Annotated in this window: 25 protein-coding genes, 1 tRNA gene, 1 other RNA gene and 1 pseudogene; 19 read left to right on the top strand and 9 right to left on the bottom strand. The window is 37.2% G+C overall.

Annotated features, from left to right (window positions below; translation table 11 throughout):
* The first annotated feature begins 188 nt into the window (after window positions 1-188).
* Together greB and M5E07_RS04250 are read left to right on the top strand one after the other, a co-directional pair.
* Window positions 189-680, top strand: coding sequence for a transcription elongation factor GreB (gene greB, locus M5E07_RS04245; protein ID WP_252222287.1), 492 nt, complete (start codon window positions 189-191; stop codon window positions 678-680).
* Window positions 681-772: 92 nt separating this feature from the next.
* A tRNA-Ser gene (locus M5E07_RS04250) sits at window positions 773-862 on the top strand.
* A 117-nt stretch (window positions 863-979) separates the two neighbouring features.
* Here the strand turns inward: M5E07_RS04250 and M5E07_RS04255 are convergent.
* The gene (locus tag M5E07_RS04255) at window positions 980-1,474 is read right to left on the bottom strand and encodes a hypothetical protein (protein WP_252222290.1); all 495 of its coding nucleotides are present in this window, start codon (window positions 1,472-1,474) and stop codon (window positions 980-982) included.
* Window positions 1,475-1,797: 323 nt separating this feature from the next.
* Here M5E07_RS04255 and M5E07_RS04260 point away from each other — a divergent pair.
* A pseudogene (locus M5E07_RS04260) lies at window positions 1,798-2,027 on the top strand (IS982 family transposase); the annotation flags it as partial.
* Window positions 2,028-2,196: 169 nt separating this feature from the next.
* Here M5E07_RS04260 and M5E07_RS04265 read toward each other — a convergent pair.
* Window positions 2,197-3,099, bottom strand: coding sequence for a LysR family transcriptional regulator (locus M5E07_RS04265; protein ID WP_252222293.1), 903 nt, complete (start codon window positions 3,097-3,099; stop codon window positions 2,197-2,199).
* Window positions 3,100-3,268: 169 nt separating this feature from the next.
* Between M5E07_RS04265 and M5E07_RS04270 the strand changes: the two genes are divergently transcribed.
* The 8 genes from M5E07_RS04270 (at window position 3,269) to M5E07_RS04305 (ending at window position 10,642) form a co-directional block, all read left to right on the top strand.
* Window positions 3,269-3,955: a hydrolase gene (locus M5E07_RS04270; RefSeq protein ID WP_252222296.1), complete on the top strand. Its 687-nt coding sequence runs from the start codon at window positions 3,269-3,271 to the stop codon at window positions 3,953-3,955.
* A gap of 70 nt (window positions 3,956-4,025) precedes the next feature.
* Window positions 4,026-5,894 carry an amidohydrolase gene (locus M5E07_RS04275; RefSeq protein ID WP_252222299.1) on the top strand — a complete coding sequence of 623 codons (1,869 nt, stop codon included), beginning with the start codon at window positions 4,026-4,028 and terminating at the stop codon, window positions 5,892-5,894.
* Between the two features lie 52 nt (window positions 5,895-5,946).
* Window positions 5,947-6,111, top strand: a complete 165-nt coding sequence (locus M5E07_RS04280) for a DUF1427 family protein (protein WP_116763708.1) — start codon at window positions 5,947-5,949, stop codon at window positions 6,109-6,111.
* 351 nt (window positions 6,112-6,462) lie between these two features.
* Complete coding sequence (locus tag M5E07_RS04285) at window positions 6,463-6,675, top strand: hypothetical protein (protein WP_252222302.1); 213 nt, start codon at window positions 6,463-6,465, stop codon at window positions 6,673-6,675.
* A gap of 158 nt (window positions 6,676-6,833) precedes the next feature.
* Window positions 6,834-7,541, top strand: a complete 708-nt coding sequence (locus M5E07_RS04290; protein ID WP_116763706.1) for a YoaK family protein — start codon at window positions 6,834-6,836, stop codon at window positions 7,539-7,541.
* 9 nt (window positions 7,542-7,550) lie between these two features.
* Window positions 7,551-8,135, top strand: a complete 585-nt coding sequence (locus tag M5E07_RS04295; protein WP_252222305.1) for a TMEM175 family protein — start codon at window positions 7,551-7,553, stop codon at window positions 8,133-8,135.
* 237 nt (window positions 8,136-8,372) lie between these two features.
* Window positions 8,373-9,779 carry an aldehyde dehydrogenase family protein gene (locus M5E07_RS04300; protein WP_252222309.1) on the top strand — a complete coding sequence of 469 codons (1,407 nt, stop codon included), beginning with the start codon at window positions 8,373-8,375 and terminating at the stop codon, window positions 9,777-9,779.
* 200 nt (window positions 9,780-9,979) lie between these two features.
* Window positions 9,980-10,642: a helix-turn-helix transcriptional regulator gene (locus tag M5E07_RS04305; protein WP_116763702.1), complete on the top strand. Its 663-nt coding sequence runs from the start codon at window positions 9,980-9,982 to the stop codon at window positions 10,640-10,642.
* A 525-nt stretch (window positions 10,643-11,167) separates the two neighbouring features.
* Here the strand turns inward: M5E07_RS04305 and ssrS are convergent.
* The 3 genes from ssrS to M5E07_RS04320 form a co-directional block, all read right to left on the bottom strand.
* A non-coding RNA gene (ssrS, locus tag M5E07_RS04310) (6S RNA) lies at window positions 11,168-11,352 on the bottom strand.
* A 100-nt stretch (window positions 11,353-11,452) separates the two neighbouring features.
* A complete protein-coding gene (locus M5E07_RS04315; protein WP_116763700.1) occupies window positions 11,453-11,737 on the bottom strand; it encodes a cell division protein ZapA in 285 nt (94 codons plus the stop codon).
* Window positions 11,734-12,291 (bottom strand): hypothetical protein, encoded by a 558-nt coding sequence (locus M5E07_RS04320; protein WP_252222312.1) that lies wholly within the window; start codon window positions 12,289-12,291, stop codon window positions 11,734-11,736. The genes M5E07_RS04315 and M5E07_RS04320 overlap by 4 nt, the downstream gene beginning before the upstream one ends.
* A 64-nt stretch (window positions 12,292-12,355) precedes the next feature.
* On the opposite strand from M5E07_RS04320, the gene M5E07_RS04325 reads away from it, so the two are divergent.
* Both M5E07_RS04325 and pepP read left to right on the top strand, forming a co-directional pair.
* Complete coding sequence (locus tag M5E07_RS04325; RefSeq protein ID WP_252222315.1) at window positions 12,356-12,985, top strand: UPF0149 family protein; 630 nt, start codon at window positions 12,356-12,358, stop codon at window positions 12,983-12,985.
* A gap of 76 nt (window positions 12,986-13,061) precedes the next feature.
* On the top strand, window positions 13,062-14,381 hold the full coding sequence (gene pepP, locus M5E07_RS04330; RefSeq protein WP_252222318.1) for a Xaa-Pro aminopeptidase: 1,320 nt from the start codon (window positions 13,062-13,064) through the stop codon (window positions 14,379-14,381).
* Window positions 14,382-15,374: 993 nt separating this feature from the next.
* Here the strand turns inward: pepP and M5E07_RS04335 are convergent.
* The 3 genes from M5E07_RS04335 to M5E07_RS04345 all read right to left on the bottom strand — a co-directional run bounded on the left by M5E07_RS04335 (window position 15,375) and on the right by M5E07_RS04345 (window position 18,104).
* Window positions 15,375-15,866, bottom strand: a complete 492-nt coding sequence (locus tag M5E07_RS04335) for a flavin reductase (protein WP_252222321.1) — start codon at window positions 15,864-15,866, stop codon at window positions 15,375-15,377.
* 162 nt (window positions 15,867-16,028) lie between these two features.
* Entirely contained in the window at window positions 16,029-17,075 is a 1,047-nt protein-coding gene (locus M5E07_RS04340; protein ID WP_252222326.1) for a methionine synthase, read from the bottom strand.
* A gap of 36 nt (window positions 17,076-17,111) precedes the next feature.
* The gene (locus M5E07_RS04345) at window positions 17,112-18,104 is read right to left on the bottom strand and encodes a DUF1852 domain-containing protein (protein WP_116762251.1); all 993 of its coding nucleotides are present in this window, start codon (window positions 18,102-18,104) and stop codon (window positions 17,112-17,114) included.
* A 390-nt stretch (window positions 18,105-18,494) separates the two neighbouring features.
* Here M5E07_RS04345 and M5E07_RS04350 point away from each other — a divergent pair, with 390 nt between their 5' ends.
* The 5 genes from M5E07_RS04350 to M5E07_RS04370 all read left to right on the top strand — a co-directional run bounded on the left by M5E07_RS04350 (window position 18,495) and on the right by M5E07_RS04370 (window position 23,293).
* Window positions 18,495-19,202, top strand: a complete 708-nt coding sequence (locus tag M5E07_RS04350) for a hypothetical protein (protein WP_252222330.1) — start codon at window positions 18,495-18,497, stop codon at window positions 19,200-19,202.
* 5 nt (window positions 19,203-19,207) lie between these two features.
* On the top strand, window positions 19,208-20,035 hold the full coding sequence (locus M5E07_RS04355) for an ADP-ribosylglycohydrolase family protein (RefSeq protein ID WP_252222333.1): 828 nt from the start codon (window positions 19,208-19,210) through the stop codon (window positions 20,033-20,035).
* A 397-nt stretch (window positions 20,036-20,432) separates the two neighbouring features.
* A complete protein-coding gene (gene ubiH, locus M5E07_RS04360) occupies window positions 20,433-21,641 on the top strand; it encodes a 2-octaprenyl-6-methoxyphenyl hydroxylase (protein ID WP_252222336.1) in 1,209 nt (402 codons plus the stop codon).
* A complete protein-coding gene (locus M5E07_RS04365) occupies window positions 21,638-22,870 on the top strand; it encodes an FAD-dependent monooxygenase (RefSeq protein ID WP_252222339.1) in 1,233 nt (410 codons plus the stop codon). Before ubiH ends, M5E07_RS04365 begins: the two co-directional genes overlap by 4 nt.
* Window positions 22,871-23,044: 174 nt before the next feature.
* Window positions 23,045-23,293 carry a hypothetical protein gene (locus M5E07_RS04370; RefSeq protein WP_252222355.1) on the top strand — a complete coding sequence of 83 codons (249 nt, stop codon included), beginning with the start codon at window positions 23,045-23,047 and terminating at the stop codon, window positions 23,291-23,293.
* A 66-nt stretch (window positions 23,294-23,359) separates the two neighbouring features.
* Here M5E07_RS04370 and rsmI read toward each other — a convergent pair whose 3' ends face one another.
* Window positions 23,360-24,196, bottom strand: a complete 837-nt coding sequence (gene rsmI, locus M5E07_RS04375) for a 16S rRNA (cytidine(1402)-2'-O)-methyltransferase (protein WP_252222358.1) — start codon at window positions 24,194-24,196, stop codon at window positions 23,360-23,362.
* Window positions 24,197-24,538: 342 nt separating this feature from the next.
* On the opposite strand from rsmI, the gene M5E07_RS04380 reads away from it, so the two are divergent.
* Window positions 24,539-24,979 (top strand): YraN family protein, encoded by a 441-nt coding sequence (locus tag M5E07_RS04380; protein WP_252222361.1) that lies wholly within the window; start codon window positions 24,539-24,541, stop codon window positions 24,977-24,979.
* The last annotated feature ends 16 nt before the right edge of the window (window positions 24,980-24,995 follow it).

Here is a 24,995-nt window from a genome sequence, read left to right on the forward strand (position 1 = left end):
GAAGATGAAGGCATAATAAAGTCGGAAATTTGGATTGTCAAATTTAGTATAAAAAATAGTGAGAAAATACAATGTAAATATATGATTTAATTAATAAATTATTTTTACACCCTTTTATTGTAGTGAAATTGGGCATAAAATAGCTTAAAAATGTATCTGTTTCGTACTTTGAAAAGACAATTTGCAATATGAAATCTAACTTAATTACACGTTCTGGACACGATAAATTGGTGGCCGAATTGCAGCATTTATGGCGTGAAGAACGCCCAGAAATTACCAAAAAAGTGAATTGGGCGGCTAGCCTTGGTGATCGAAGTGAAAATGCGGATTACCAGTACAATAAACAAATTTTAAGAAAGATTGACCGTCGGGTACGTTACCTTGGAAAGCGTTTAGAAGAGTTAAGAATTGTTGATTTTGCTCCAGAGCAAGAGGGCAAAGTTTTTTTTGGAGCATGGGTCGAAATTGAGAACGAACAAGGCGAGCAAAAACAACTGCGCATTGTTGGTGTAGATGAAATTTATGATCATCATCCACAGCATATTTCCATAGATTCACCGATGGCACGGGCATTACTGTCGAAACAAGTAGATGATGAAATTGAAGTAATCACACCATCTGGGAAAAAGACTTGGTATATCAATGCAATCCGCTATGAAAAGCCAGAAATTACCCTTTAATTTAGTTTTTGATTTTATTTTGTGCAATTGAATAGAAAAATATGCAAAAGTATTTGCCAACTTAGAAAAATATTTATATGATAGCCGCCATTGGAAGCGTGGCAGAGCGGTTTAATGCACCGGTCTTGAAAACCGACGAGGGTGTGAGTCCTCCGTGAGTTCGAATCTCACCGCTTCCGCCAAATATTTAAATAAGTCCTTGTTTTTACAAGGGCTTATTTTTTTATCTATAGTTTTATCCCTCAACTTACCCATCATTAAATTTTGGATAGAAAGGCTTTAATTAGGATTGGTTCCAACTATTTTGGAAAAGCCTCAAAATTATTTAAAGAAGCAGAAGAAACATCTGAACTAAACTTTAAATGAAAAAAGCCCAATGTTAGATCATAGGGCTTTATGTTTGCGAGCTTAAAACAATCAATAAATGATGCAATTAAATTTTGCAGGGATTGTTCTAGATTCGTAATAGATATCAAAGGATAGAGTAAATTATTAAAAATAACTTTCCATTGCTCTGGGTGAGTTATTCCATAGTGATTCTTACCCAGAACAAGTTGCTGTAAATTTCCATTCGCTAGATCGAGTCTTAAGGTCTGTTGTTCATTGCCATCAAAACAATGTGCCAACTTACGTCGATCCTGAGATAAAATTAAGCTGTGCTCTGTATCGTGGTCAACCAGTACATTTAAATCATACTCTCCAGATAATATTCGTTGGATTCGCCATTGGATATAGAACAATTGGTTTTGATTTAACATTGGAAGTTGGCTGGAGAAGGCTGTTTTAAGCTTCACAATTTCCTTTTCAAGTCGGCTAAGCTCAAGTTGAGTAAAATTAAATTACCAACCAGTCTCGTGATTTTGCCCTTAGTGTGCTTGCTTGGTAAGTAACTGTCTGACTAGTCTGCTATTTTCAGTACGTTGTCCCACATGAGTGTAGTTCGAACAGCGCCGTCACGTTCAGCTTCAGCAGATAAGCGATACCCACAGGTTTCATTCCATAGCATGTTTAAACAGGTTTGGATCTGCTGTTTTGATAGGTGTTGGTTAATGCTTAACACATCAAACCATAGATTTTGATTTATTATGCTCTGAATTTTAGTCAAAGCATGACCTAGCATCGTAAAAACATGCAGGCAGTTCAATTATTAAAAAAAGATGAATACCATTTAAAGCCGCGTAATAAAATAGAGACTTTATTCAGCCTGTTAAAAGGGCAATATCATTTGGTAACGAGTAAAGCTAGAAGCATTGAAGGCTATTGAGCTGGACTTTATGCCTCTTTATGTGCTTACCAATTATGCATCACAATAAGCCAACGATTCGTATTATGGAAATATTGGTTTAAGCAGAATTCGGGTTAATTAAAGTTAGATTATTTTATGTATTACTGTTAATTTTTTAAATTATTATTTAAAAGCCTCTTAAATACCGAAAATTGATACGTCATAGTAATCTCTGTGCTTAAAATTTTACTGCATAAATATTAGTTGATAAGTTTATGCAATAAATTTATTTTAAGTGGATATAGAAGAAGTGTTCGGTAAAAATTTTTTTAGGTGATCTAAAAATAGTTTTAATGTCCTTGGTGGTCTTTTCTTAGATGAAGTGATTGCATAAAAGTGAAGAGGAGGCGAATGATAATCTTCTAAACAACGAGAAATATTATCTAATATTTCTTCTTTTTCTACTAAAAAACTAGGTAGATAAATAATGCCTTGATTTCTTTTACATAATTCTAGAAGAAAGCTACCACTATTACATATTAACTGTGGTGTACAATAAAATGATTCCTCTTTTTTATTCTTTGTAAGAATAATTTTATTGTTTAATTTGGTTTGTGAATATAATAAAAGATTGTGTTGCTTTAACTCTTCTAATGTTTTTGGTTTGCCATGATTTTTAAAATAATTCTTAGTTGCATAAAAGTATTTGTGATGGATGCTAAATAAATGGACATGAGGTTCATTCGTATTTTTTTGACTTATTCTTAGGGAAATATCATAGTTTTCTTCATTAATATCTATAACTTTATCCGAAAGAAATAAATCAATTTTAATAAGAGGATAAAGGGTCATAAAGTTTGAAATAATTTCTGAAAGATAAGTTTGTTGAAATGAAAGAGGGGCATTGATTCTTAATACGCCTCCTGGAAACTCCTGATCATAAGTAAAATCACTAGTAGCCCATTCAAATTCACTCATGATTACTTTAGAGTGCTGGTAAAATTTTTCTCCTGAATGGGTCAAACTCATGTTTCGAGTGTTCCGAATAAATAAAACACTATCAAAAAGAGTTTCTAAATAACAAATTCTTTTTGCAACTTGATCTCTAGTGATACCTAAATTACGTGAAGCACTGCTGAAATTTCCATGTTCAACGACACTAATAAAAGTATTTATACAGTCTAATTTATCCATTCAATTTTAGAGAGATCGTTTTAATTATTGTTAAAGTACCTGAATACAATATTTGTATCAATAATTGTATCTTAGAGGGATACAGTCTGTATCTAATTTTATGAGTAGTGTCTTACATCTAATTATGATTTTATAAGGATTCGTATATAAATATGTAGTGATACAAAACATGAATAAGTCACTTTTAGAACAGCTTTCTCCAACCAATTGTCAAATTATTTTTATTGATCAGCAACCTCAAATGGCATTTGGTGTACAGTCAATTGACCGTCAAACTTTAAAAAATAATGTTGTTGGTTTAGCAAAAGCTGCAAAAGTTTTTGATATTCCAACAACGATTACAACAGTAGAGACAGAGAGTTTTTCTGGACATACATACCCTGAATTACTTGATGTTTTCCCAAATGCTCCACTTTTAGAGCGTACATCAATGAACTCTTGGGATGATCAGAAAGTACGTGATGCACTAGCAAAAAATGGTCGTAAAAAAGTAATTGTTTCTGGTCTTTGGACTGAAGTTTGTAATATCACTTTCTCTTTTGGCGCAATGCTAGAAGGCGATTATGAAATTTATATGGTAGCTGATGCCTCAGGTGGTACGTCAAAAGAAGCACATGATTATGCTATGCAACGGATGATTCAGGCTGGTGTTATTCCTGTGACTTGGCAACAGGTTTTACTTGAATGGCAACGTGATTGGGCCAAACGTGAGACTTACGACGCAGTGATGGATATCGTGCGAGAACACTCTGGTGCATATGGCATGGGGGTAGATTATGCGTATACCATGGTGCATAAAGCTACAGAAAGAACAAAAAATCAACATGAAGTATTAGCGCCAGTCCCAGCTAAATAAAATTTTTAAAAATGAGGTATGCAATATGCGCGTTTTAAAAAAATAAATTCAGCTACAAATGGAGAAGATCATGACCGATGTACAGCTGATTCTCAAGAATGGAAAAATAACAACACTTGATCCTCAAAAGCCAGAAGTAGAAGCCATAGCCATGGCCGATGGGAAAATTGTGGCGATAGGCGATGAACACAGCATTATGAAGTTGGCAAAAGATTCAACAAAAATTGTGAGTTTGAATGGTCGTCGTGTGATTCCTGGTTTAAATGACAGTCATTTGCATATTATTCGTGGCGGTTTAAATTACAATATGGAACTGCGCTGGGAAGGTGTTCCATCAATTACTGATGCATTAAATCTCTTAAAACAACAAGCCGATAATACACCAGCACCGCAATGGGTACGAGTGGTTGGTGGCTGGACAGAATTTCAATTTGTTGAAAAGCGTTTACCAACTTTAGCTGAAATTAACAAAGCAGCACCTGACACACCTGTATTTATTTTGCATTTATATGCCAGTGCAATGCTGAATCGCGCTGCCCTAGCTGTGCTTGGTTTTAATAAAGATACGCCAGATCCACCAGGTGGAAGAATTGAACGAGATGAAAAAGGTGAACCAACAGGATTGCTTCTTGCAACGCCATCTGCCGCTATTCTGTATTCAACCTTGGGGAAAGCACCAAAATTACCTGTAGAAGATCAAGTTAATTCAACACGCCATTTTATGCGTGAGCTAAACCGTTTAGGTTTAACTTCAGCAATTGATGCTGGGGGAGGAGGTCAAAACTATCCTGAAGATTACGATGTTATTCGCGAACTTCATGAAAAAGATCAAATGACAGTTCGTATTGCGTATAACTTATTTGCGCAAAATGCAGGAGCAGAACTTGAAGATTATAAAAAATGGACTGAAATGACCTTTCCTGGTGATGGTGATTCATTGCTGATGATGAATGGTGCAGGTGAAAACCTGACTTGGTCAGCAGGCGACTTTGAAGATTTCTATGAACCACGTCCTGATTTGCCTGAAAAAATGGAAGGTGAACTAGAAGCTATTGTCGAGCATTTATCTGATAAGAAATGGCCGTTCCGAATCCATGCGACTTATGATGAAAGCATTGCCCGTTTATTAGATGTCTTTGAGCGTGTAAATGGGAAAAAGCCATTCGAGACCCGCTTTATTATTGACCATGCTGAAACAGTATCTGAAAAAAATATAGAGCGAATTGGTGCATTAGGGGGAGGGATCGCGATTCAGCATCGCATGGCATATCAAGGTGAAATTTTTGTACAGCGTTATGGTGCAGAAGCTGCAAAAGATACACCACCTGTGAAAAAAATGCTTGAGCTAGGCGTTCCAGTTGGTGCGGGTACAGATGCAACACGTGTGGCATCTTACAATCCGTGGGTGTGTTTAGCTTGGCTAACAACAGGAAAAACAGTGGGTGGTTTGCCGCTTTATGATGAGAAAGATTTGCTTGATCGTCAGACTGCGTTAAAACTTTGGACGAAAGGTTCTGCATGGTTTTCAGGAGAACAAAGTCAAAAAGGTGCATTAGTAACTGGTGAACATGCTGATTTAGTCGTACTTTCTGATGACTACTTTGCTGTTGAAGGCGATGAGATCCAGTTTATCGAATCAGTGATGACGATTATGAACGGTAAAGTTGTTTATGCAGGTGCTGAATTTAAACAAGAAGATCCACCGCTTCCACCAGCTTCTCCTGAGTGGTCTCCAGTCAAACGCTTTGGTGGGCAATGGCGTAAGTCCGAAAACCGTAATGCACCTTCCTTACAACCTTTACAAAGCGGTTCATGTGCTTGTTCTAGTAGTTGCGGTATGCATGCACATTCACATGCGTGGATGCTTGATATTCCTGTGAATGATAAAGATAAAAAAGCATTCTGGGGAGCGTTAGGCTGTTCATGTTTTGCTTTCTAAATGCTATTTGAAAAAACCCACCTGAAATAGGGTGGGTTTTAGAGAGTCTTTCATGAAAATGTATCTTATTTCTTTGGCAGCAGGACTGCTTGTAGGTGTTCTGTATTACCTACTCAATGTGAAATCCCCAGCCCCTCCATTGGTTGCACTATGTGGCTTATTGGGTATGGTGATTGGTGAGCAACTGATCCCTATGATTAAAAATTTAATGAGTTAAAAACAAAAGCTTTTGAATAAATGATGTGAATTCATCTAGGAAAACTTCTAAGTTTTAATGCAGGTTATGTCGACACAGCAAGTTTTTAGCATTGCACGGGCTATTTGCTACACCTGTAACGGGTACTTTGGGGGTGGCTTTAGTCTCAGATAGCCACGCTGGTGCATGAGTGAAACTTGCTACTTTGCCCATGTTCTGTATTACAGTTTTGTTGATGAAATTGTTTAATCAGCAATTTTTAAAACTCCAGAAAAACTCCTATACATTTCTTCCAAAGCTTATGTTTGTGTTTTTTAGTTTAGATGCTGTATTTTCAGTTTTTATTTACTTTGTCCTAATTACGATATGGTCATGAGTTTTATTGTTGGTATGTTGCTAGTTTTGGCAATGGTAATACAAAAAGCCATGCATCGTATTCATTGGATCAAAGGATCTCTGACCATGGTGATGACAGGTTCAATTACACAGCTTATGCTTGATATGGGGGAACTTTTCTCTAATCCTACTACAGAAAAAATCACAGATTTATCAACGGTTATATTCAATCTTGCTGACTATGTTTAGTTTCACTTTGGGATGTGTAGTTGCTGTGATCGTATATAAGTTTACGCTTTCATCGCTGGTTATTGTTCCATCGATCTTATTGATTTTGACTTATATCTATCGAGAAAATTATAAAAAAGCCTAATTTTTATATGATTTAATTTATTCAGGATTTAAAAATGGAAAATGTAGAAACGGTTAAAACTAAAGGGTTTTGGAGTATTTGTCGAGATCCAATTTTACTGACCATTGTAGGTGGTGCAATTGATACCATTGGTTTTATTGCATTATTTGGTTTTTTTACTGCACACGTGACAGGAAACTTAGTCTTGGCGGGCGCAGCATGGGTCAAAGGTGGGCCTGGTATTTGGATTAAACTTGGTGCAATCCCATTATTTATTTTAACTGTGGTAATTACCAAATATTGGATTGACCGCAGCATGCAAAAACACATCACTTTAAGTTATTTGTTTTTGGGTGAAGCCATTTTTTTAACAGGTTTTATGCTTGCAGGACTGTATTTTGAACCATTTAAAGATGCCGATAGTGTAACAGTGGCAATTACAGGTGGTTTAGGTCTAATTGCGTTAGCGATTCGAAATACCTCAAGTAAAACCTTAATTAAACACATCAGCCCAAGTACGATGATGACAGGTAATACTACACAGCTTGGGATTGATATTTCAAATTATCTGCGAAAAAAAAGTGATGATAACAAACATAAGTTACAACATAGCTTAAGTATAGTCATTGGTTTTGTAATTGGCGCATTTTTAGGTGCATTTTTATATGTTTACTTAGATTTTTGGAGTGTTGCTTTCTTTATTATTCCTGTGTTGTATTTGTCTTATCTTGCTGCAAAACAAAGATTTGTTGAGCCGCAATAGGAGTAACAGATGAATAAACTCCGATTAGAAACAATCAGTGATGGAATTTTTGCAATTATTATTACGGTCATGCTATTGGAGCTTAAAATTCCTGAAGGTCAGGATTTATCAGCACTAAAAGATGAATTACATCTGATTTTTAGTTATATCCTGAGTTTCATTTATGTCGGAATTTATTGGAATAATCATCATCATTTATTCCAAGTGGTGAAAAGCATTAATGGAAAAATTTTATGGATAAATTTACACCTAATGTTTTGGTTAACCATGATTCCGTTGACCACAGGGTGGTCTTCTTATAGCAATTATGCCCAAATACCGACAGCGCTGTATGCATTTATTCTTTTTATGTGTTCATTGTCCTATCATTTGTTGGAAAAAACGCTTATCAAGTCAGAGGGAGTGGACTCCTTAGCTGCCAACTTGCTAGGTAAAGACAATAAATTATTTATTTCTGTAATACTTTACGGCACATCCATTTTTCTCAGTTTTATCAATACAAAATTGACATTACTTACTTTGGGAATGCTGGCAATTTTTTGGTTTTTACCCAATAAAAAGATTGAACAATATTTTAAAGAACATCAAAGCTAACAGTGATCAGGGTGTCATGATTTGAATTGAGCAATTACAAAGCTGATCCACTTTGTTGTTTTGTTAAATACATGTAAAATTACATTTAAAAATACTGATACCAGATTTGTGAAAATAATAAATAAAGTGTATTGTTTTTATGCTAGGTTGCGTTAAAATCATCCCAAAGGATGAGTTTATGAATAATAATCAGCGATAAACTTCATGTAAAAGAACATCAATATGGATATGAGTCAGATGAATAGTAACATGTTGTTAAATGGTGAAACGGTTGTTGGTCAGGGCGAAGCTTTTGCAGTATTAAATCCTGCAACAGAGCAAACGATTGTCGAGATGAACAGTGCAACAGTTGAACAAGTTGATCAAGCTGTACAAGCTGCGCGTGCTGCATTTAAAACATGGCAGCATGTGACTGATCAGACGATTAATGAAAGTTTTCTGAAAATTGCACAAGATATTCGCGCAGAAACTAATGAAATTGCTCAGTTGATTACCACTGAACAGGGTAAACCGTTAGCTTTGGCACAATTTGAAGTTGAAGCTGGTGCAAATTGGATTGAATACATAACCAGTTTGGAAGTGCCAGTCGAAACCATTGCCGATCCGAGTGGCAAGACAATAAAGGTCTATAACCGTCCGTTGGGTGTTGTGGCTTCAATTACCCCTTGGAATTGGCCATTTATGATTGCAATCTGGCATTTCCTTCCTGCGCTGAAAACCAAAAATACCGTGGTGAACAAACCATCTGAATTTACCCCACTCAGCACGATTAAACTGGTTGAAATTATTAACCGTCATTTGCCAAAAGGTGTGTGTAATATTGTCTTAGGTAAAGGCGATGTAGGTCAGGCACTGAGTGAACATATAGATGTTGATAAAGTCACGTTTACAGGCTCAACGCGTACTGGTCAAAGCATTCTAAAACATTCGGTAAATACCTTAAAGAGTGTGGTGCTTGAGTTGGGCGGCAATGATGTCGGGATTGTATTAGATGATGTCGATGTCGATGTTGCCGCCGAAAAAATCTTTGGTTCTGCATTCTTGAATATGGGGCAAACCTGCGCAGCATTAAAGCGCTTATATGTACACGAAAATGTTTATGATGCGCTTACACAGAAACTAACTCAAATCGCCAATGCGCAAGTGGTCGGTAATGGATTAGATTCAACGACTACATTTGGTCCAATTCAAAACCATGTGCAATATAATAAAGTCAAAGGCATGATTGAGGATGCTGTGGCACAAGGTGGTCAGATTATCACTGAGGCGAAAAAAGTAAGTGAGCATGGCTATTTTATTCCACCAACGTTAGTGACCAACGTCACAGAAGGCATGCCTTTGGTCGATGAAGAACAGTTTGGTCCAGTCTTACCAATCATCAAATTTAGTGATGTTGATAATGTGATTGAACGTGCCAACAAGAGTATTTTTGGTTTAGGTGGTTCAGTTTGGAGCAAAGATTTAGATCGTGCACAAGAAATTGCCAGCAGACTTGAAACAGGTACGGTTTGGATTAATAGCCATTCTGATGTTTCACCTGCGGCCGAGTTTGGCGGCTGGAAAATGTCGGGTTTAGGTTACTCTTTTGGTTTAAGTGGATTATTATTGTTTACACATAAACAAGCCATTCATATTTCTCAATAATGAGAAAAATAGATCAATATGTGTGATTTATGAGAGAGATTCTAGGTTTTAATATACTTGTGTATTGATTATATTAAAACCGTAGAAAATATTCTAAATAAATATTTTTGAATATACATCGGTCACCTTATTTATTGGCAGGAAGCTAATAGTTTTGTTCTATTTATTAGATTAAATTTTCAAAAGGATGATGAAAATTTATGTTTAATCATAATTTTATTCAGCAATTTAGCCAGAATTTTATTGCTCAAATCAAACACGCTTCCGATATTGATGGTTTTCTAACATATAAAATTGATAATATTCAACATGCCTATGATTTTGAGCAAGGTGGAATATCAAAAAGTGCAATTGATGAATATTTAAATGGCAAAATTGAATATGATCCTGTGAGCTTTCAGCATTTTTATCATGATGATCAGAACATTGTACTTTTGGGGCAACATCAACCCAATGAAATATTTTTAAATTTTATGCAGCGCTGGCAAGTTGAAGATACTGCTGAATTTTTCTTCAGAAAGCGCGATGGACAACCGATTTTTGGTTTGAGTATTTTTAGAGAATGGGGCAAAGTCAAATTTAATCAGCAAGAAAAGAAAATATTTGAAGCTTTTCATAGATTATCTATCGATCACTTTCATCATCATGTCGATATGATTAACAAAGATAAAATCATGGATCAATATCAATTAACCAAAAAAGAAATTGTGGTTTTGGAGGAATTATTTACAAATTTGGAAGCCATTCAAATTTCCAAAAAACTCAATTGTAGTTTGTCGACCATAAAAACGCATGTCCAACATATTTATCAGAAATTAAATGTAAATAGCAGACAAGAATTGGTGTGTAAACTAATCAGATAGTCAGACATTTAATATATTCTATAACAATTTTTTTTATATCAATCCATAAAGATATTGTTGGATTTAAGTGCTTCGTATTTATGCTGGGTTTATGCCGAAAATCTATTTATAACGGCTTATTCAGCAATAAACAGTAAAATATAGACGGAAAGACTTGGAAAATTGATCGGCTATTATGCTCTTAGTTTGACGAAGGTAAAGAAACTGCGCATTAAATTATTTGGTTGCGAACTCGGTGCCAAGTATTTTCAAAGTAAGTGAAAGAGGTGAACGTTCATGAGCTACTCTAAACACATTTATAGAAGTAGGCAGACCTCATACACGAATTTTGGTTTGAAATTAAATGATTGAGGAAAACTTTAACTTTTAATCTAACTCAGCTATGCATGGTTAAAAGCAAATTCAAATAGACATATGCAACTGAGGATAATGTTTCTGGATGCTGCATCTAGACGATACATCGACTGAAAGTGATTTTAAAGGAAAGGGTTTGTTGTGGATAAGCTATTATTCTTATATAAAATAAAGCACTCCGATGATGCCGCTGCATGTGTCGTTACCCTGAACCCGATGAGTTCAAGGTGGACGCGACGTATACTTGCTGGGTTTCCCACTCGAAGGCGGGCATACACTCTAAATATACAGAACGCAATCCATAAGTTTAAGTATCGGCAGGGGAATAGACCCGCTGGCGAACATCTCAGAGTTAAGCCTAGTATAACGGATAAACCCATACTGGCAAATCATCGTAGGCAAAGAACTGTAAAATTAAGTGCTATTTGTCGAGAGATTATGCAAATAAACGTGAAACTAGGTAAGCGTTTTGACATCTTCAAGAATGGTGCTGAGTAAACGTTCACAATGTGCATATTCCTGTAAGGATTTATTCATTGCGAGCACTTCTTGCATAAGCTCAAGAGCAACCATAATAATCAGTTTACTAGGTTCAATGCGCGGTGCTTGACGTCGAAATTCATCATATTTGTCATTCAGCAATTGTGCAGCACGTTCCAACTCTGGCTTTTTATCTTCTGTGGTGGCTAAACGAAAGCTATGTCCCAATACACGCAGTTCAACAGGAATTTGTTCACTCATGATTGCATTTCCTCATTTACTTCGGTGGGATGGGCCAATTGTTGAATTTCTTGTGCATGCTGGTCTTGTTCAGTGCCTAAAATAGATAGGCGCTGAATAATCGTTTCCACTTTGGTGCGTGCCAACTCATTTTTTTGTAACAATCTATCACGTTCCTGCTGCAAACTTTGAATTTCTTGCTGCGCATGACGTTGTTCATTCTGCATTTTTTCTTTAATGACACGTAATTCATTACGTTCACTTAAAATATCCTGAAAGCGATTTTTTAAATCGGTACAGCTTTTTTCCAAACGGCTATAACGGTCTGCTAAAGCAGTTGCATCGGTATTCAGTTGCTTAAATTGGGACTGGACCTCAGTCAATTGCTCTGTAAGGTTCTCAATTTCTTCTTGTTTTTTGGTAATGATACCGTTTTTATGCACAACTTGGGCGTGATGCTGCTCAGCTACTGTTGCGCTGGCTTCAGTTAATGCATTATTTTCAGTTTCATAATGCGTGAGTCGGGATTTTAAAACGCCAATATGCGCCTGTAGACGCTGTAATTCTTCTAACATAACGTAGTCGCACAGTGTTGCAAACAAAGGTAATATATAAGAAGTATAGAGATTGGATAAACGAATGCAAGACGATATTTCAGGTTGGTCGGAATGGAACCAACATTTTTCACAAATTGAAGAGATTTCAAGCCCAAGTGAGTTACATGGGTTACTCACAGGTATAGTTTGTGTGACTGAATCACCGACGCGTGAAGAGTGGCAACAAATTTTAGCGACCCTTAATGTTCCAGAATTAAGTGATATGGCTTTAACAGTACTTACTGGTGAAGCAGAAGACGTATCGCATGCACTCTCGGAAGATGAATTAGACTACTTGCCTTTATTACCAGATGATGAACATGTGTTGGTAGATCGCGTGCAAGCACTGGCAGACTGGTGTGCAGGTGTAGTATTGGGTTTTGGTTTAGCATCAGGTCATATTCGTGCCGATGAAATGGAGCTGATTGAGCATTTACAAGATGTGGCTGCCGTTGAATTTGAAGAATCTGACAATGACGAAGAAGGTGAGGACAGTTATCTAGAACTGTATGAGTTTGTACGCTTGATTCCTGTGAGCTTGGCTTTAGGTCGCACGAAAGTAGCGGTAGATGAAAGTTCATTGTTGCAAAACTTTCATGCCAAAATGCAGCAGAATAAAACGAGTCCTGACAACAGTGTTGTAGAAATGTTTACACCACATCGACCAAGTTAATTTTGGTCGATTTTTTGCTTTAAGATCGCAAACACAGCAACCCTATTCTTTATTCAACAAGACCGAAGAACATTCAATGAAAAAACTGACTCAAGTAGATTTTAAGGAACGTCGTGACCGCCTCGCAGAGGAAATGGGACCACACAGTATCGCGATTATTGCCACCAGCCCAGTGGCCATTCGTAATCGGGATGCAGACTATAAATTTCGAGCGGACAGTAGTTTTTTCTATTTGACGGGGTTTGCAGAACCAGAAGCGGTTGCTGTGATTGAAACGTATGAATCTTTAGATGAAGGCTATACCTATAGCTTGTTCTGCCGCGAACGTAATCGTGAGATGGAAATCTGGAATGGTTACCGTGCAGGAATTGACGGTGCAATTGATGATTATGAAGCCGATGAAGCTTATGCGATTGATTTGCTTGACGAAGAAATCATTGAGAAATTACTGAATAAACAGAAATTATTCTATCGGATTGGACACAGTTCTGAGTTTGATGTCCGTGTTAGCAAATGGATTCAGCAGGCAGATGCACAGCAACGCCGTGGCAATGAATCGCCAGCACAAGTGATTCAACTGGATCGTATCTTAGATGAAATCCGTTTATTTAAAACACCACAAGAAATTGAATTGATGCAAATTGCATCGAACATTAGTGCAAAAGCCCATACTCGTGCCATGCAAGCTGTGCATGTGGGCATGATGGAATATGCATTGGAAGCTGAGCTGAATTATGTATTTGGGCAACAAGGTTGCGTACCAGCCTATAACAGTATTGTAGGTGGGGGTGCTAATGCTTGTATTTTGCACTATGTTGAAAATAATCAAGAATTGAAAGATGGTGATTTGGTTCTGATTGATGCTGCTTGTGAATATGAGTTATATGCATCAGACATTACTCGTACTTTTCCAGTCAATGGTAAGTTTAGCCCTGAGCAAAAAGCGTTATATGAAATTGTATTAAACGCGCAGCTTGCAGCAATTGACGCGGTCAAAATTGGCAACTCCTATAAAGAGCCACATCATGTTGCAGTGCGTATTTTGGTAGAAGGCTTATTGTCACTTGGTATTATGCAGGGTGATATTGAACAGATTATTAAAACCGAAGCTTACCATCAGTTTTATATGCATGGCACGGGACACTGGTTAGGCATGGATGTGCATGACGTTGGTGCATACAAACAAGCTGGCGAATGGCGTCCTTATGAAGAAGGGATGGTTGTAACGATTGAACCAGGCCTTTATATTGCGCCAGATGATGAAACAGTGGATGCAAAATGGCGTGGGATTGGTATTCGTATTGAAGATGATGTCGTTGCGACTGCCAATGGGCCACTGGTTTTAACCAAAGGCGTTGTAAAATCGATTGCAGATATTGAAGCATTAATGGCTTAAGCATCAATAATATGAAAGCCAATCATAAGATTGGTCTGATCATTTTGAATAGCAATATTTCATAGAAGATAATTTACGTAAAATAGCTCCTTGATATGGGGCTATTTTTTTTAAGTTTTGTATAAAGTATATTTTGCTCGTTTGATGGAAACTAAATTATTTTACATATAGCGATACATTAGAATCTTGATGAGAGTCAACAAAAATGCAATCTATTTTTAGACAAAATAATATAGAACAATTTTTACCAGTATTTCGTTATATATTAGGTGTTTGTTCAATTTTTCTAAGCATAATTGGAATTGGGTTTATTGTTTTTATACTTCCACTATTGTTTGTTTTTCCATTATTTTTATATCTTATTTTTCTCAATTTTAATAAACCTAAACGAATATTAGATCAATTTGATCTAATACAAATTTGTATGTGGCTTATTGTGCTTCTACCTTATGAATATTTTTTTATTACCATTGTAGTATTCGGTATTTTTATTCTACATAAAGTGATCAAAAAACAGTTGATTAGATGTAATATTATGTTGGGGTTTTGCATTGTATTTTTTATTACTAAGGATTTTTTTTCAATAATTTTACTAATAATACTGTGTCTTTTGTCTACATTTTATGATTTTAGAATCAATCAAAAAAAATCCGCGCAATCGCCATTTTATTAAATGATGATGTACCCAGAACTCTTAAATCAAATTTCTCCAGATTAATGTATTCATATGGGGAATTTTCAAGGGACTTCTACATTTTGTGCTGTTGAGAACGTTAGGTCGCAGAATGTACTAATTAAATCAGGGTTCATTCAGCAGAAACTTTTGGAAAAGTGGGCTAAATTTTCAGCATTCGGTGAAGATGTAAGAGACTGTATTGGATATAAGATGCAAATGAAATGGATGTAGAACAACGAAAGCCAATCTTATGATTGGCTTTTTTTATTTTTGAGATTGTTTTTCTTCGAGATATATTCTATCGAAGAAACTATTATTTAAGCGATTTCGGTCTGCCCAACTTGATGATAAGCTCGATTAAAATAAACTAGACTCTGATCTTGCTGACTTTGTTGAATTGCAACAATACGGCAGATAAAAATGGTATGAGTACCCACTTCCTGAATTTGATCAATTTCACAATCAAAATTGACCAAAGCATCTTCTAATACTGGTGCGCCTGTTTCCAACTCTTTCCAAATCCCGTGCTTAAAACGTTCTTCTGAACTCAGTTTAGAGGAGAATACGTTAGAAATATGCTCATGCTGTGCACCTAAAACATTTACCGTTAAAATCTTATTTTCGATAAAATGCTCATGTGATCGAGAAGCTTTATTCATACAGACCAATAAAGTTGGGGGAGTATCGGTAACGCTACATACGGCAGATGCAGTGAAACCATGACGATCAGACATACCTGCCGTGGTCACAACACTTACTGCGCTGGTTAACGAAGACATAGCATTTCTAAAGTCTGTTGCTTCAATCATCACTTTATTCCTAAATTGAACCGTACATTTTGTTTAAATTGGGCTATATCACACAATTCGGTCATATAACCACTGGATTAGAATGCATTCTGGGGAGCGCTGACGCATGCTTTCTACTGAGATAAGAGCTACCCATTTTATCTAATGCGTAGCTCTTTCACATCATGCGATAGATGCGTATGAAGTCGAAAGTTCTTTACGAATGATTTCAGCACCTGCGCTTAAAGCATTCAGTTTACCGCGTGCCACTTCACGTGCCAAAGGCGCCATACCACAGTTGGTTGAAGGATAAAGTTTATCTGCATCAACAAACTGAAGCGCTTTACGCAATGTATTGGCAACTTCTTCTGCTGTTTCAATGGTGTTGGTTGCAACATCAATCGCACCCACCATGACTTTTTTACCACGAATCAGTTCAATCAGATCCATTGGCACACGTGAGTTTTGACATTCAAGTGAAACGATATCAATCTTCGATTTTTGTAGTTTAGGGAACGCTTCTTCGTACTGACGCCATTCTGAACCTAACGTTTTTTTCCAGTCGGTATTGGCTTTAATGCCGTAACCATAGCAAATATGCACCGCAGTTTCACACTTTAAACCTTCAAGAGCACGCTCTAAAGTTGCCACACCCCAATCATTCACTTCATCAAAGAACACATTAAATGCAGGCTCATCAAACTGAATGATATCAACACCAGCAGCTTCAAGTTCTAAGGCTTCTTGGTTTAAGATTTTGGCAAATTCCCAAGCCAGTTTTTCACGGCTTTTGTAGTGACCATCATAAAGCGTATCAATCATAGTCATTGGGCCAGGAAGTGCCCATTTAATTGGTTGGGTGGTTTGGCTGCGTAAGAATTTAGCATCTTCCACAAACACTGGCTTTTGACGAGAAACTGCACCCACTACAGATGGTACACTGGCATCATAACGGTTACGGATACGAACTGTTTCGCGCTTCTCAAAATCCACGCCATCTAGATGTTCAATAAACGTGGTCACAAAATGTTGGCGGGTTTGTTCGCCATCACTGACAATATCAATGCCAGCATGTTGCTGTTCTTGCAATGACAGACGTAAAGCATCTTGTTTGGCTTCAATCAGTTGCTCACCTTCAAGTTTCCAAGGTGACCAAAGTTTTTCTGGTTCTGCAAGCCAAGAAGGTTTTGGTAAGCTGCCAGCAGTTGATGTGGGTAATAAAATGGCCATTTTAAATCTCTATTTCAATATTCTATTTCAGTTAAATTAAGCAGCGTTACGCTCTACGTTGTAATTAGCAGCCCATTGCTCAAGGATGTTTTGATAAGGCTTGATAAAGTTTTCTTCAGTCCATTTACCTTGTTTGACTGCGAGCTGACCACGTTCAACACGGTCATAGACAATTCGTGTTAATGAATAATCTGGGTACTCTAAACTTGCTTTATAAACTTGTGCCGCTGATGAATTTGCATTGTAAATTTCAGGGCGATAAATTTTTTGGAACGTTTCCATGGTACTAATCGCACTGATCAGTTCAAAATCAGTGTAATCACGCAGTAAATCACCCGCAAAATAGAATGCTAAAGGTGCAACGCTTCCTTTCGGCATAAAGAAGCGAACTTGTAAGCCCATCTTATGGAAATATTCATCGGTACGTGAGTATTGATCTTGCTTGTATTCAACACCCAAAATTGGATGCTCATTGGTCGTACGGTGATAAGTCCGTGCTGTTGAAACACTTAAGCAAATGACAGGCTGTTGATTAAACTCAGCCTTAAAAGTATCTGAATTTACTAAATATTGATAAAGCTTGCCGTGTAAATCACCAAAACCTTCAGGTGCGTACGAAGTTGAGTTCTCTTGATTATGTTCTTTCAGTACCACACTAAAATCGTAGTCACGTACATAAGATGAGAAGCTATTGCCAATCATGCCTTCAATACGCTGATTGGTATGATGATCGGTAATGGTGCTTTTCAGCATTTCAATGATTGGAAAAGTTTGACCATTGCCTTCAATATCTAAATCCGCAGAAATAATGTCAATTTCAAGCGAATAACGATCACCATTTGGATTATCTGTTTGTGCTAAAGCATTAAAACGATTGTTAATCATTCGAAGCGTATTACGTAGATTCTGCTCACGGCTTTCACCACGTGCTAGGTTAGCAAAGTTAGTTGTTAGGCGTGTGCTATCTGCTGGTTGATAGTTTTCATCAAAACGAATGCGTTTGATTGAACATGCAAACTCTTTACTCATGGTGATGGTCATCCTAATTTTTGAGATTAAATCTAAATTGCTTGAATGGTGTAATTTATACCGCAATCTAAACATGAATAAAAATGATTTAGTCTCAACCTAAAGTGAGTAAAATTCATGTTTGAAGTTTAAGCCACATTAAAAATAGGCGTGTTTTCGTATTAGCTTTGAGACAAAAATAAAATTAGGAATAAACTATCGACTTGTTTCAAAGTCGGAATTTTGTGAATTTTTAATGGTGTTTATGTTTTTAAGTAATTGATATTTAAGTTAATATTAAAATATACTTCGTATAACGCCCATTATGTTAAATGGGGCGAGTTAAAAATAAAATATTTATAAACATAAAAAATATATGATTCATATTTTAATCACTATATAAAAATAGTCATGGCATTTTTAATTGAAGGCATAAAACTAGATGAAAACCTATCTTTGGATATGTTTTATCCAGAATCATTTCGAACTTTAGATGAGTTACTTATTTTCCCTGAAGAAAATTTAATCGTTGTAAAAGAATTGTGGAGTGGAAAGCCTTGTGATACGTTTTTTACTTTAGATGCTTTAGAGAGAATCGATCCCTTTAAAAGATATAATCAAGAAAATGGCAAGGCTTTAATAGAAATAAAAGGTGATCTAACTATTGTAACTACTGTAACTGTGGAAAGAGGAACGATGGCTGAATATTTATTCGGTTCTATTTTTAAAAATAATCAACAAATATTTAAATCTTTAGGTGTGAGATATTCTTCTATTCCTACTAAATCAACATATCAAAAATATTTAGATTTACAATTTAGCTTAATGACATCTCAAAAAAGCAGGGAGAGTTTTTTTGAAGAATTTAGTAGTTCATTGTTCGATGATAAGGTAAATAAGCTAAGAGGGATCTTTAGGTCTAATTTTAGATCAAATTGTCAAATAGGTTATTTCCCTCCAGAACATTTTTTAACTCAAGAGCTATTCAATGTACTCGATCATGATAAGGAGTTTAGAAAGGCACTTTTTAAAGTTTTGCTATTAGAAGAAGCTGTGACAAATGAAGCAGCATCTGTAGTGTTTAAAGATCTAATAACGCATTATCTAAAAGAGAATTAAGTTTAATGTTAACTGAGATAGCTATTGCAGATGCATATGGTGCAGGTTTTGAATTTTGTGCTGTAGAAAAAATCAATTTACATAATAATTTAGAATCATATTGTAAACATGAATTATATGATATTTCAGGAAAGTATACAGATGATACGCAAATGTCCATTGCCATAGCAGAGTTTATTTTGTCTGGAGAAGAATGGAATAAAGAAAATATCGCATCTAAATTTGTAGAGTGCTTTCAACGGGATATAAGGTTTGGATATTCTGAAGGCTTTTATAACTTATTAATACAAGTTAAATCTGGGAAAGAACTAATAAATACTCTCATTTCAACTAGTGAACGAAATGGTGCTGCTATGCGTTCAGTACCGATTGGCTGTTTAAAGAAGAAAGAGGATGTTATCTCTTTTGCAACCTTACAGGCACAAATAACACATAATACAAGGCTAGGAATTTCCTCAAGTTGTACCGTGGCTTTAGCAGCTTACTATGGTTTACAAAAAAAAGGGACATTAGAAGAGTTAAGACATTTTTTACAGTTTGAAGGCTTTGGTGAGTGGGACTTTAATTGGAAAAAGAGAGTTTCTTTAAGTGCATATGATACGGTGAGTGCAGCGTTTAGTTGTTTATTACAATATGATTCTATGAGTGCACTTTTAAAGTCATGTATTGAGTTGGGAGGCGATACAGATAGTGTTGCTTCTATAGCTATAGGCCTCGCAACATGCTTTACAGAATACCAACAAGATTTACCGAATCATCTTTTTAAAATGTTAAAAGAAGATAAGTATGGAATACCTTTCCTTAAAGGTTTAGATGAAAAATTAATTCGTTAATAAAATTTTTTTACTTTAATTCCTTCTAAAATTAACATAATGCATGTTATACGTAATCAACTTATTATTGTGATATAAATCAAATCGATAGTCCCTTGAATTCAGCCCAATATCTCCACATTGGGCTTTTTTATTGATTTTTCATGTTCCACAAACAATTATTCAACATTGTTTCACGCTATTTATAAGTTAGCTTAAACAGTACCTTGAGCGAGTTTCCTAATAACCGACAGTACATAATTTTTCAAAATCATGGTAGAGCCCTTTACCTTGATAGTACGTAAAAGCATCCATTTCATTATAAAAATAAAACGCTTTGATGTAATATAAAATCCATTAAAACTTATAGGTATTTTGAGGTTTCCTCCTTCGAATACGCCATAAAAAGGATACAAGCATGCAGCAAGAAGTCGTCATTGTCGGTGGTGGAATGGTTGGGCTGAGTCTGGCACTCATGTTGGCGAAAGCAAATATTGCAGTCAAACTGCTCGAAGCCATCAAATACCCAAATTATGATGACATCAATCTTGCGCCTTACCATTCCAGTTTCGATGCACGAAACAGCGCTTTGTCTCGCCGTAGCGTGCAAATTTATCAAGAACTGGGTTTATGGAATGCCTTGCAACAACATGCAACACCAATTTTACAAGTACATATTACTGAAGAAGGCAGCTTTGGTAAGGCGCGTTTACTTGCAGAGCAAGAAAAAGTCGAAAGCTTTGGGCAAGTCATTGAAAATGCGTGGTTAGGGCGTGTGTTACTGACCCAAGTTCGCCAACAGCCATTGATTGAATTGATTGATGGTGTGCAGGTCACCTCACTTACCCAAGATGCAGAGCATGCTTATATTGAAGCGCGACGTGGTGAAGAACAGTTGCAACTACAAGCCAAGTTGGTGATTGCGGCCGATGGTCGAGATTCGTTCTGTCGTCAAGCTTTGGGTATTGGTGTATCTGAGCATGATTATGATCAAGTAGCGATTGTCACCACCGTACAAACTTCGAAACCGCATCAACATATTGGCTTTGAGCGTTTTAGTCCTCTTGGGCCATTGGCATTGTTACCTTTACCGGGTGAATACCGTCGTTCAGTGGTTTGGCCAGTGAAAAAGGGCACAGAGCAAGAGTGGTTGGGTGAAGAAAATGATCAACATTTCTTGGATGCTTTGCAGCAAACCTATGGTGACCGTGCTGGAAAATTCCAAAAAACAGGCAAGCGTTTTAGTTATCCATTGTCACAAGTGTTAGCAGAAAAGCAGGCAGTAGGGCGTGTAGTGCTGATGGGAAATGCGGCACATACCATTCACCCTGTTGCAGGACAAGGTTTTAACCTATGTATGCGTGATGCTTATGTATTGCTGCGCTATTTAGAAGCGCAACAGAGTGTAGGTGCTGACCTCGGTGAGCCAAGCATGTTACTTGAATATGAACAAGCCCGTTTAAAAGATCAGCAACGTGTAATTAAGTTCTGTGACAGTGTGGTACGAGGTTTTAGCAATCAAAATCCGATGTTGAAATTACTACGTAATACAGGACTGATCGCTTTCGATTTAATTCCGGGTATTAAACCATTGGTGGCTACCTACGCAATGGGACTAAAAGCATGAGCCAAGTTTTAGATGTCGTGATTGTTGGTGGTGGTTTGGTCGGTGGATTGACCGCCTTGTTGCTGGCTCAAGGCGGCATACAAGCCACCGTTTTAGATGCTGCACCGATTTTGGATGAGAGCAAGGTTTTAGCAGTTGCCAATTCACGTGTATTGGCGCTGAGCCAAGCGACCATTCATTTGCTCAAGACGGTAAAAGTTTGGGAGTTATTGGCACGCCAGATGCCCTATAGTGGTATGCAGGTCTGGAATAAAAATGGCTATGGTGACATTCATTTTGGACATGCTAGCGAAAAAGCTCCATCAGCCGAGCAAGCCTTAGGTTCAATGGTCGAGCCAAGTATTTTGAATTTAGCCATTCAAAAACGCATGTTGAGTGAAGTCAAAGACTATCGAACGCAAGTCAAAGTCACGCGTGTAGAACGTGGCGTTGGTGTTTGGCATATTCATCTAGCGGATGGCACGCAATTAACCACTAAATTGGTGATCGGTGCCGATGGTGCCAACTCTTTTGTGCGCGAACAGGCATTTATTGATCTGGATGTATTGGATTATCGTCAGGCAGGCGTGACCTGTGCCATTCGTACCGCACAGCCACATCAACATGTCGCCCGTCAAATTTTCTTAGAAACGGGTCCTTTGGCATTTTTACCGATGGCAAGCTTAAAACCAGAGCAAGATGGTCATTGGCAGTCCATAGTCTGGACTTTGCCCGATGACTATGCCGAGGAATATACTGCACTGGATGACTCTGCCTTTTTACAACTGCTGACACGTGAAAGTCAGCATATGTTGGGTGAGGTGTTAGAAGCGACACCGCGGGCGATGTTTCCGTTGAAAGCACGAGCTGCACAGCAGTATGTGACTTCAGGGCTGGCTTTGATTGGAGATGCGGCACATGTGATTCATCCTTTGGCAGGGCAAGGGGTGAATATTGGTTGTTTAGATGCTGCGGTACTGTGTGATGCCCTATTGCATGATTTCTCGCGTGGGGTGTGGGCACATGAGCAAACGTTGCAGCGCTATGAACATGGTCGTAAAGGTCAAAATGACGCCATGATGCATAGCATGTCAGCAATTGGCTGGTTAGAAACCATAGATTTTTTTCCCATTATTTGGGCGCGTAATTTTGGCTTAAAACAAGTTGAACAACAGCCCGTATTGAAAGATGCATTTATGATACAAGCCAATGGTTTGCAGGCATTAAAAAATACCCGTTATGCAAATTAGGTTTAAACAGATAGTTTTTAGGCATTTAGTTAAATCTGATTACGAATTTGATTAAAAAAGATACGATTTTTTTGCATTAAGTACTATGCGAAAGTGATTTAGATTGATAAATTTCATCGTAATTCGAAATCGATTCGAAACGAAGTATTTGGAAGTCATTGTGGGGAGATTAAGATGACGGATATGAATGATTATGATGATGCGGAAGACTCAGTTGTAGATGAGGATGAAGCAAATGCTGCCGAAAAAGGTGCATCAGATGACGTAGAAGGTGCTTCTGATGGTGATCTTGCTGAGGCAGAAACATTAACCGTGACTGCAAAGAAGAAGCAACGTGAAGCTTTAGAGGATGAAGTGGCTGCATTCTTGGCGCGTGGTGGACGTATTACTGAAGTTCCACCAGATGAGTCTGCACACGACTAACCTAGCAGTATAAAAAACCACTCATGAGAGTGGTTTTTTTATTTGTTCAGCACTCAAGCTTCAGTTTTACTGCGCAGTCAACTCTAAGGCACGTTGATAAGCCACTTTTTTCTTAATGCCAGTTAAGTCCGCAGCCAGTTGTGATGCAGCTTTGACTGATAAATCCTGTAAAAGACGTGTGAGAAGTTGGTCTAATTTCTCTTGTTCCATGTCTTTTTCTTGAGTTGCACCACCGACCACCAACACGATTTCACCTTTTTGTTGGTTATGGTCAGACTCAATAAATTGAACTAATTCACCCAAAGTCATTTTGCGAATGGTTTCAAAGGTTTTGGTAATTTCTCGAGCAAAACCTACTGGGCGGTCTGCACCAAATACTTCAGCCATGTTTTTTACAGATTCTAAAATTCGATGAGGTGCTTCATAAAAAATTAGAGTTTGAGTTTCGTCTTTCAACTTTTCAAGTTGCAATAAACGTTGTGAAGCTTTAGAGGATAAAAAACCTTCGAAACTAAAACGGTCACTTGGCAAACCCACGCTACTTAAGGCAGCAATTGCGGCACATGCACCCGGAACTGGAATCACACGAATGCCATGTTCTTGGGCTGCACGGACCAGTTTGAACCCAGGATCACTAATTAAAGGGGTGCCTGCATCACTAATCAATGCCATATTTTCGCCTTTTAACAGACGTTGCACTAACATATCAATTTTGTTGCTTTCATTGTGGTCGTGGCAGGCAGTCAGCGGTGTTGAAATATTAAAATGCTTGAGTAATTGTGCCGATGTACGTGTATCTTCGGCTGCAATAATACTCACTGATTTTAGGGTATCAATGGCGCGAAAAGTCATATCATCTAAGTGCCCGATAGGGGTTGCTACAACAAATAACTGAGCACTCATGTGAAGTCTCCATGCCAAAAATAGAATTAAGAAAAGAATGACGCGATGTAAGTGATATGGGAGTTAGGGTCCCAAAACGCGTGAGAATACTTGCATTCTACCTGAATCCACTGCTCAGACGCGAATTAGATTCTATAGGGCTACTAGATAAAATATGCGCTTAAGGTGTGGTATAACGTTGCCGATGAGTGTATTTAAAAAAATGATTAAAATTTACAAGTTTGCATTTACTAAATTTACGAGGTGTATTTGAGATTAGATCTATGCTTGCACTAGAATAAACATATATAAAAAAGCTTGGTATTCATTGCATTACAACAAGAAATGAGTGGGTTTTACTGAATGGAAGAAAAATTGAAGCTTAAAACAACATCACAAGCTTTGGGGGATTGGGCAGAACAACAAGCTTTAATCCTTTTGCAACAGCAGGGCTTTCAGCTTGTGCAAAGAAATTATCATAGCCGATATGGTGAGCTAGATTTGGTGGTGCAACACGGCGAAGAATTACTTTTGGTTGAAGTGAAGGCACGTGCTTTGACCCGTTATGCACATGCCAATGAAGTGGTGTCACTTTCAAAACAGCGCAAACTCATCAAAACAGCGTTGTGTTTTCTGAATGAATATCCTGAATTTCAGCAGTTCTATTGTCGATTTGATGTAATTTGTTTTGATTTCTATCAACAATTTGCAAAAACAGTACAGTATGACTTTTCAAGTTTCACTTATGATCTGCAATGGATAGAAAATGCTTTTACTTTTGATTCAGAGTTCATTAATCTTTGAAGGAGCAGAAAGCATT

It is taken from the genome of Acinetobacter tibetensis, from assembly GCF_023824315.1.
Taxonomy (GTDB): domain Bacteria; phylum Pseudomonadota; class Gammaproteobacteria; order Pseudomonadales; family Moraxellaceae; genus Acinetobacter; species Acinetobacter tibetensis.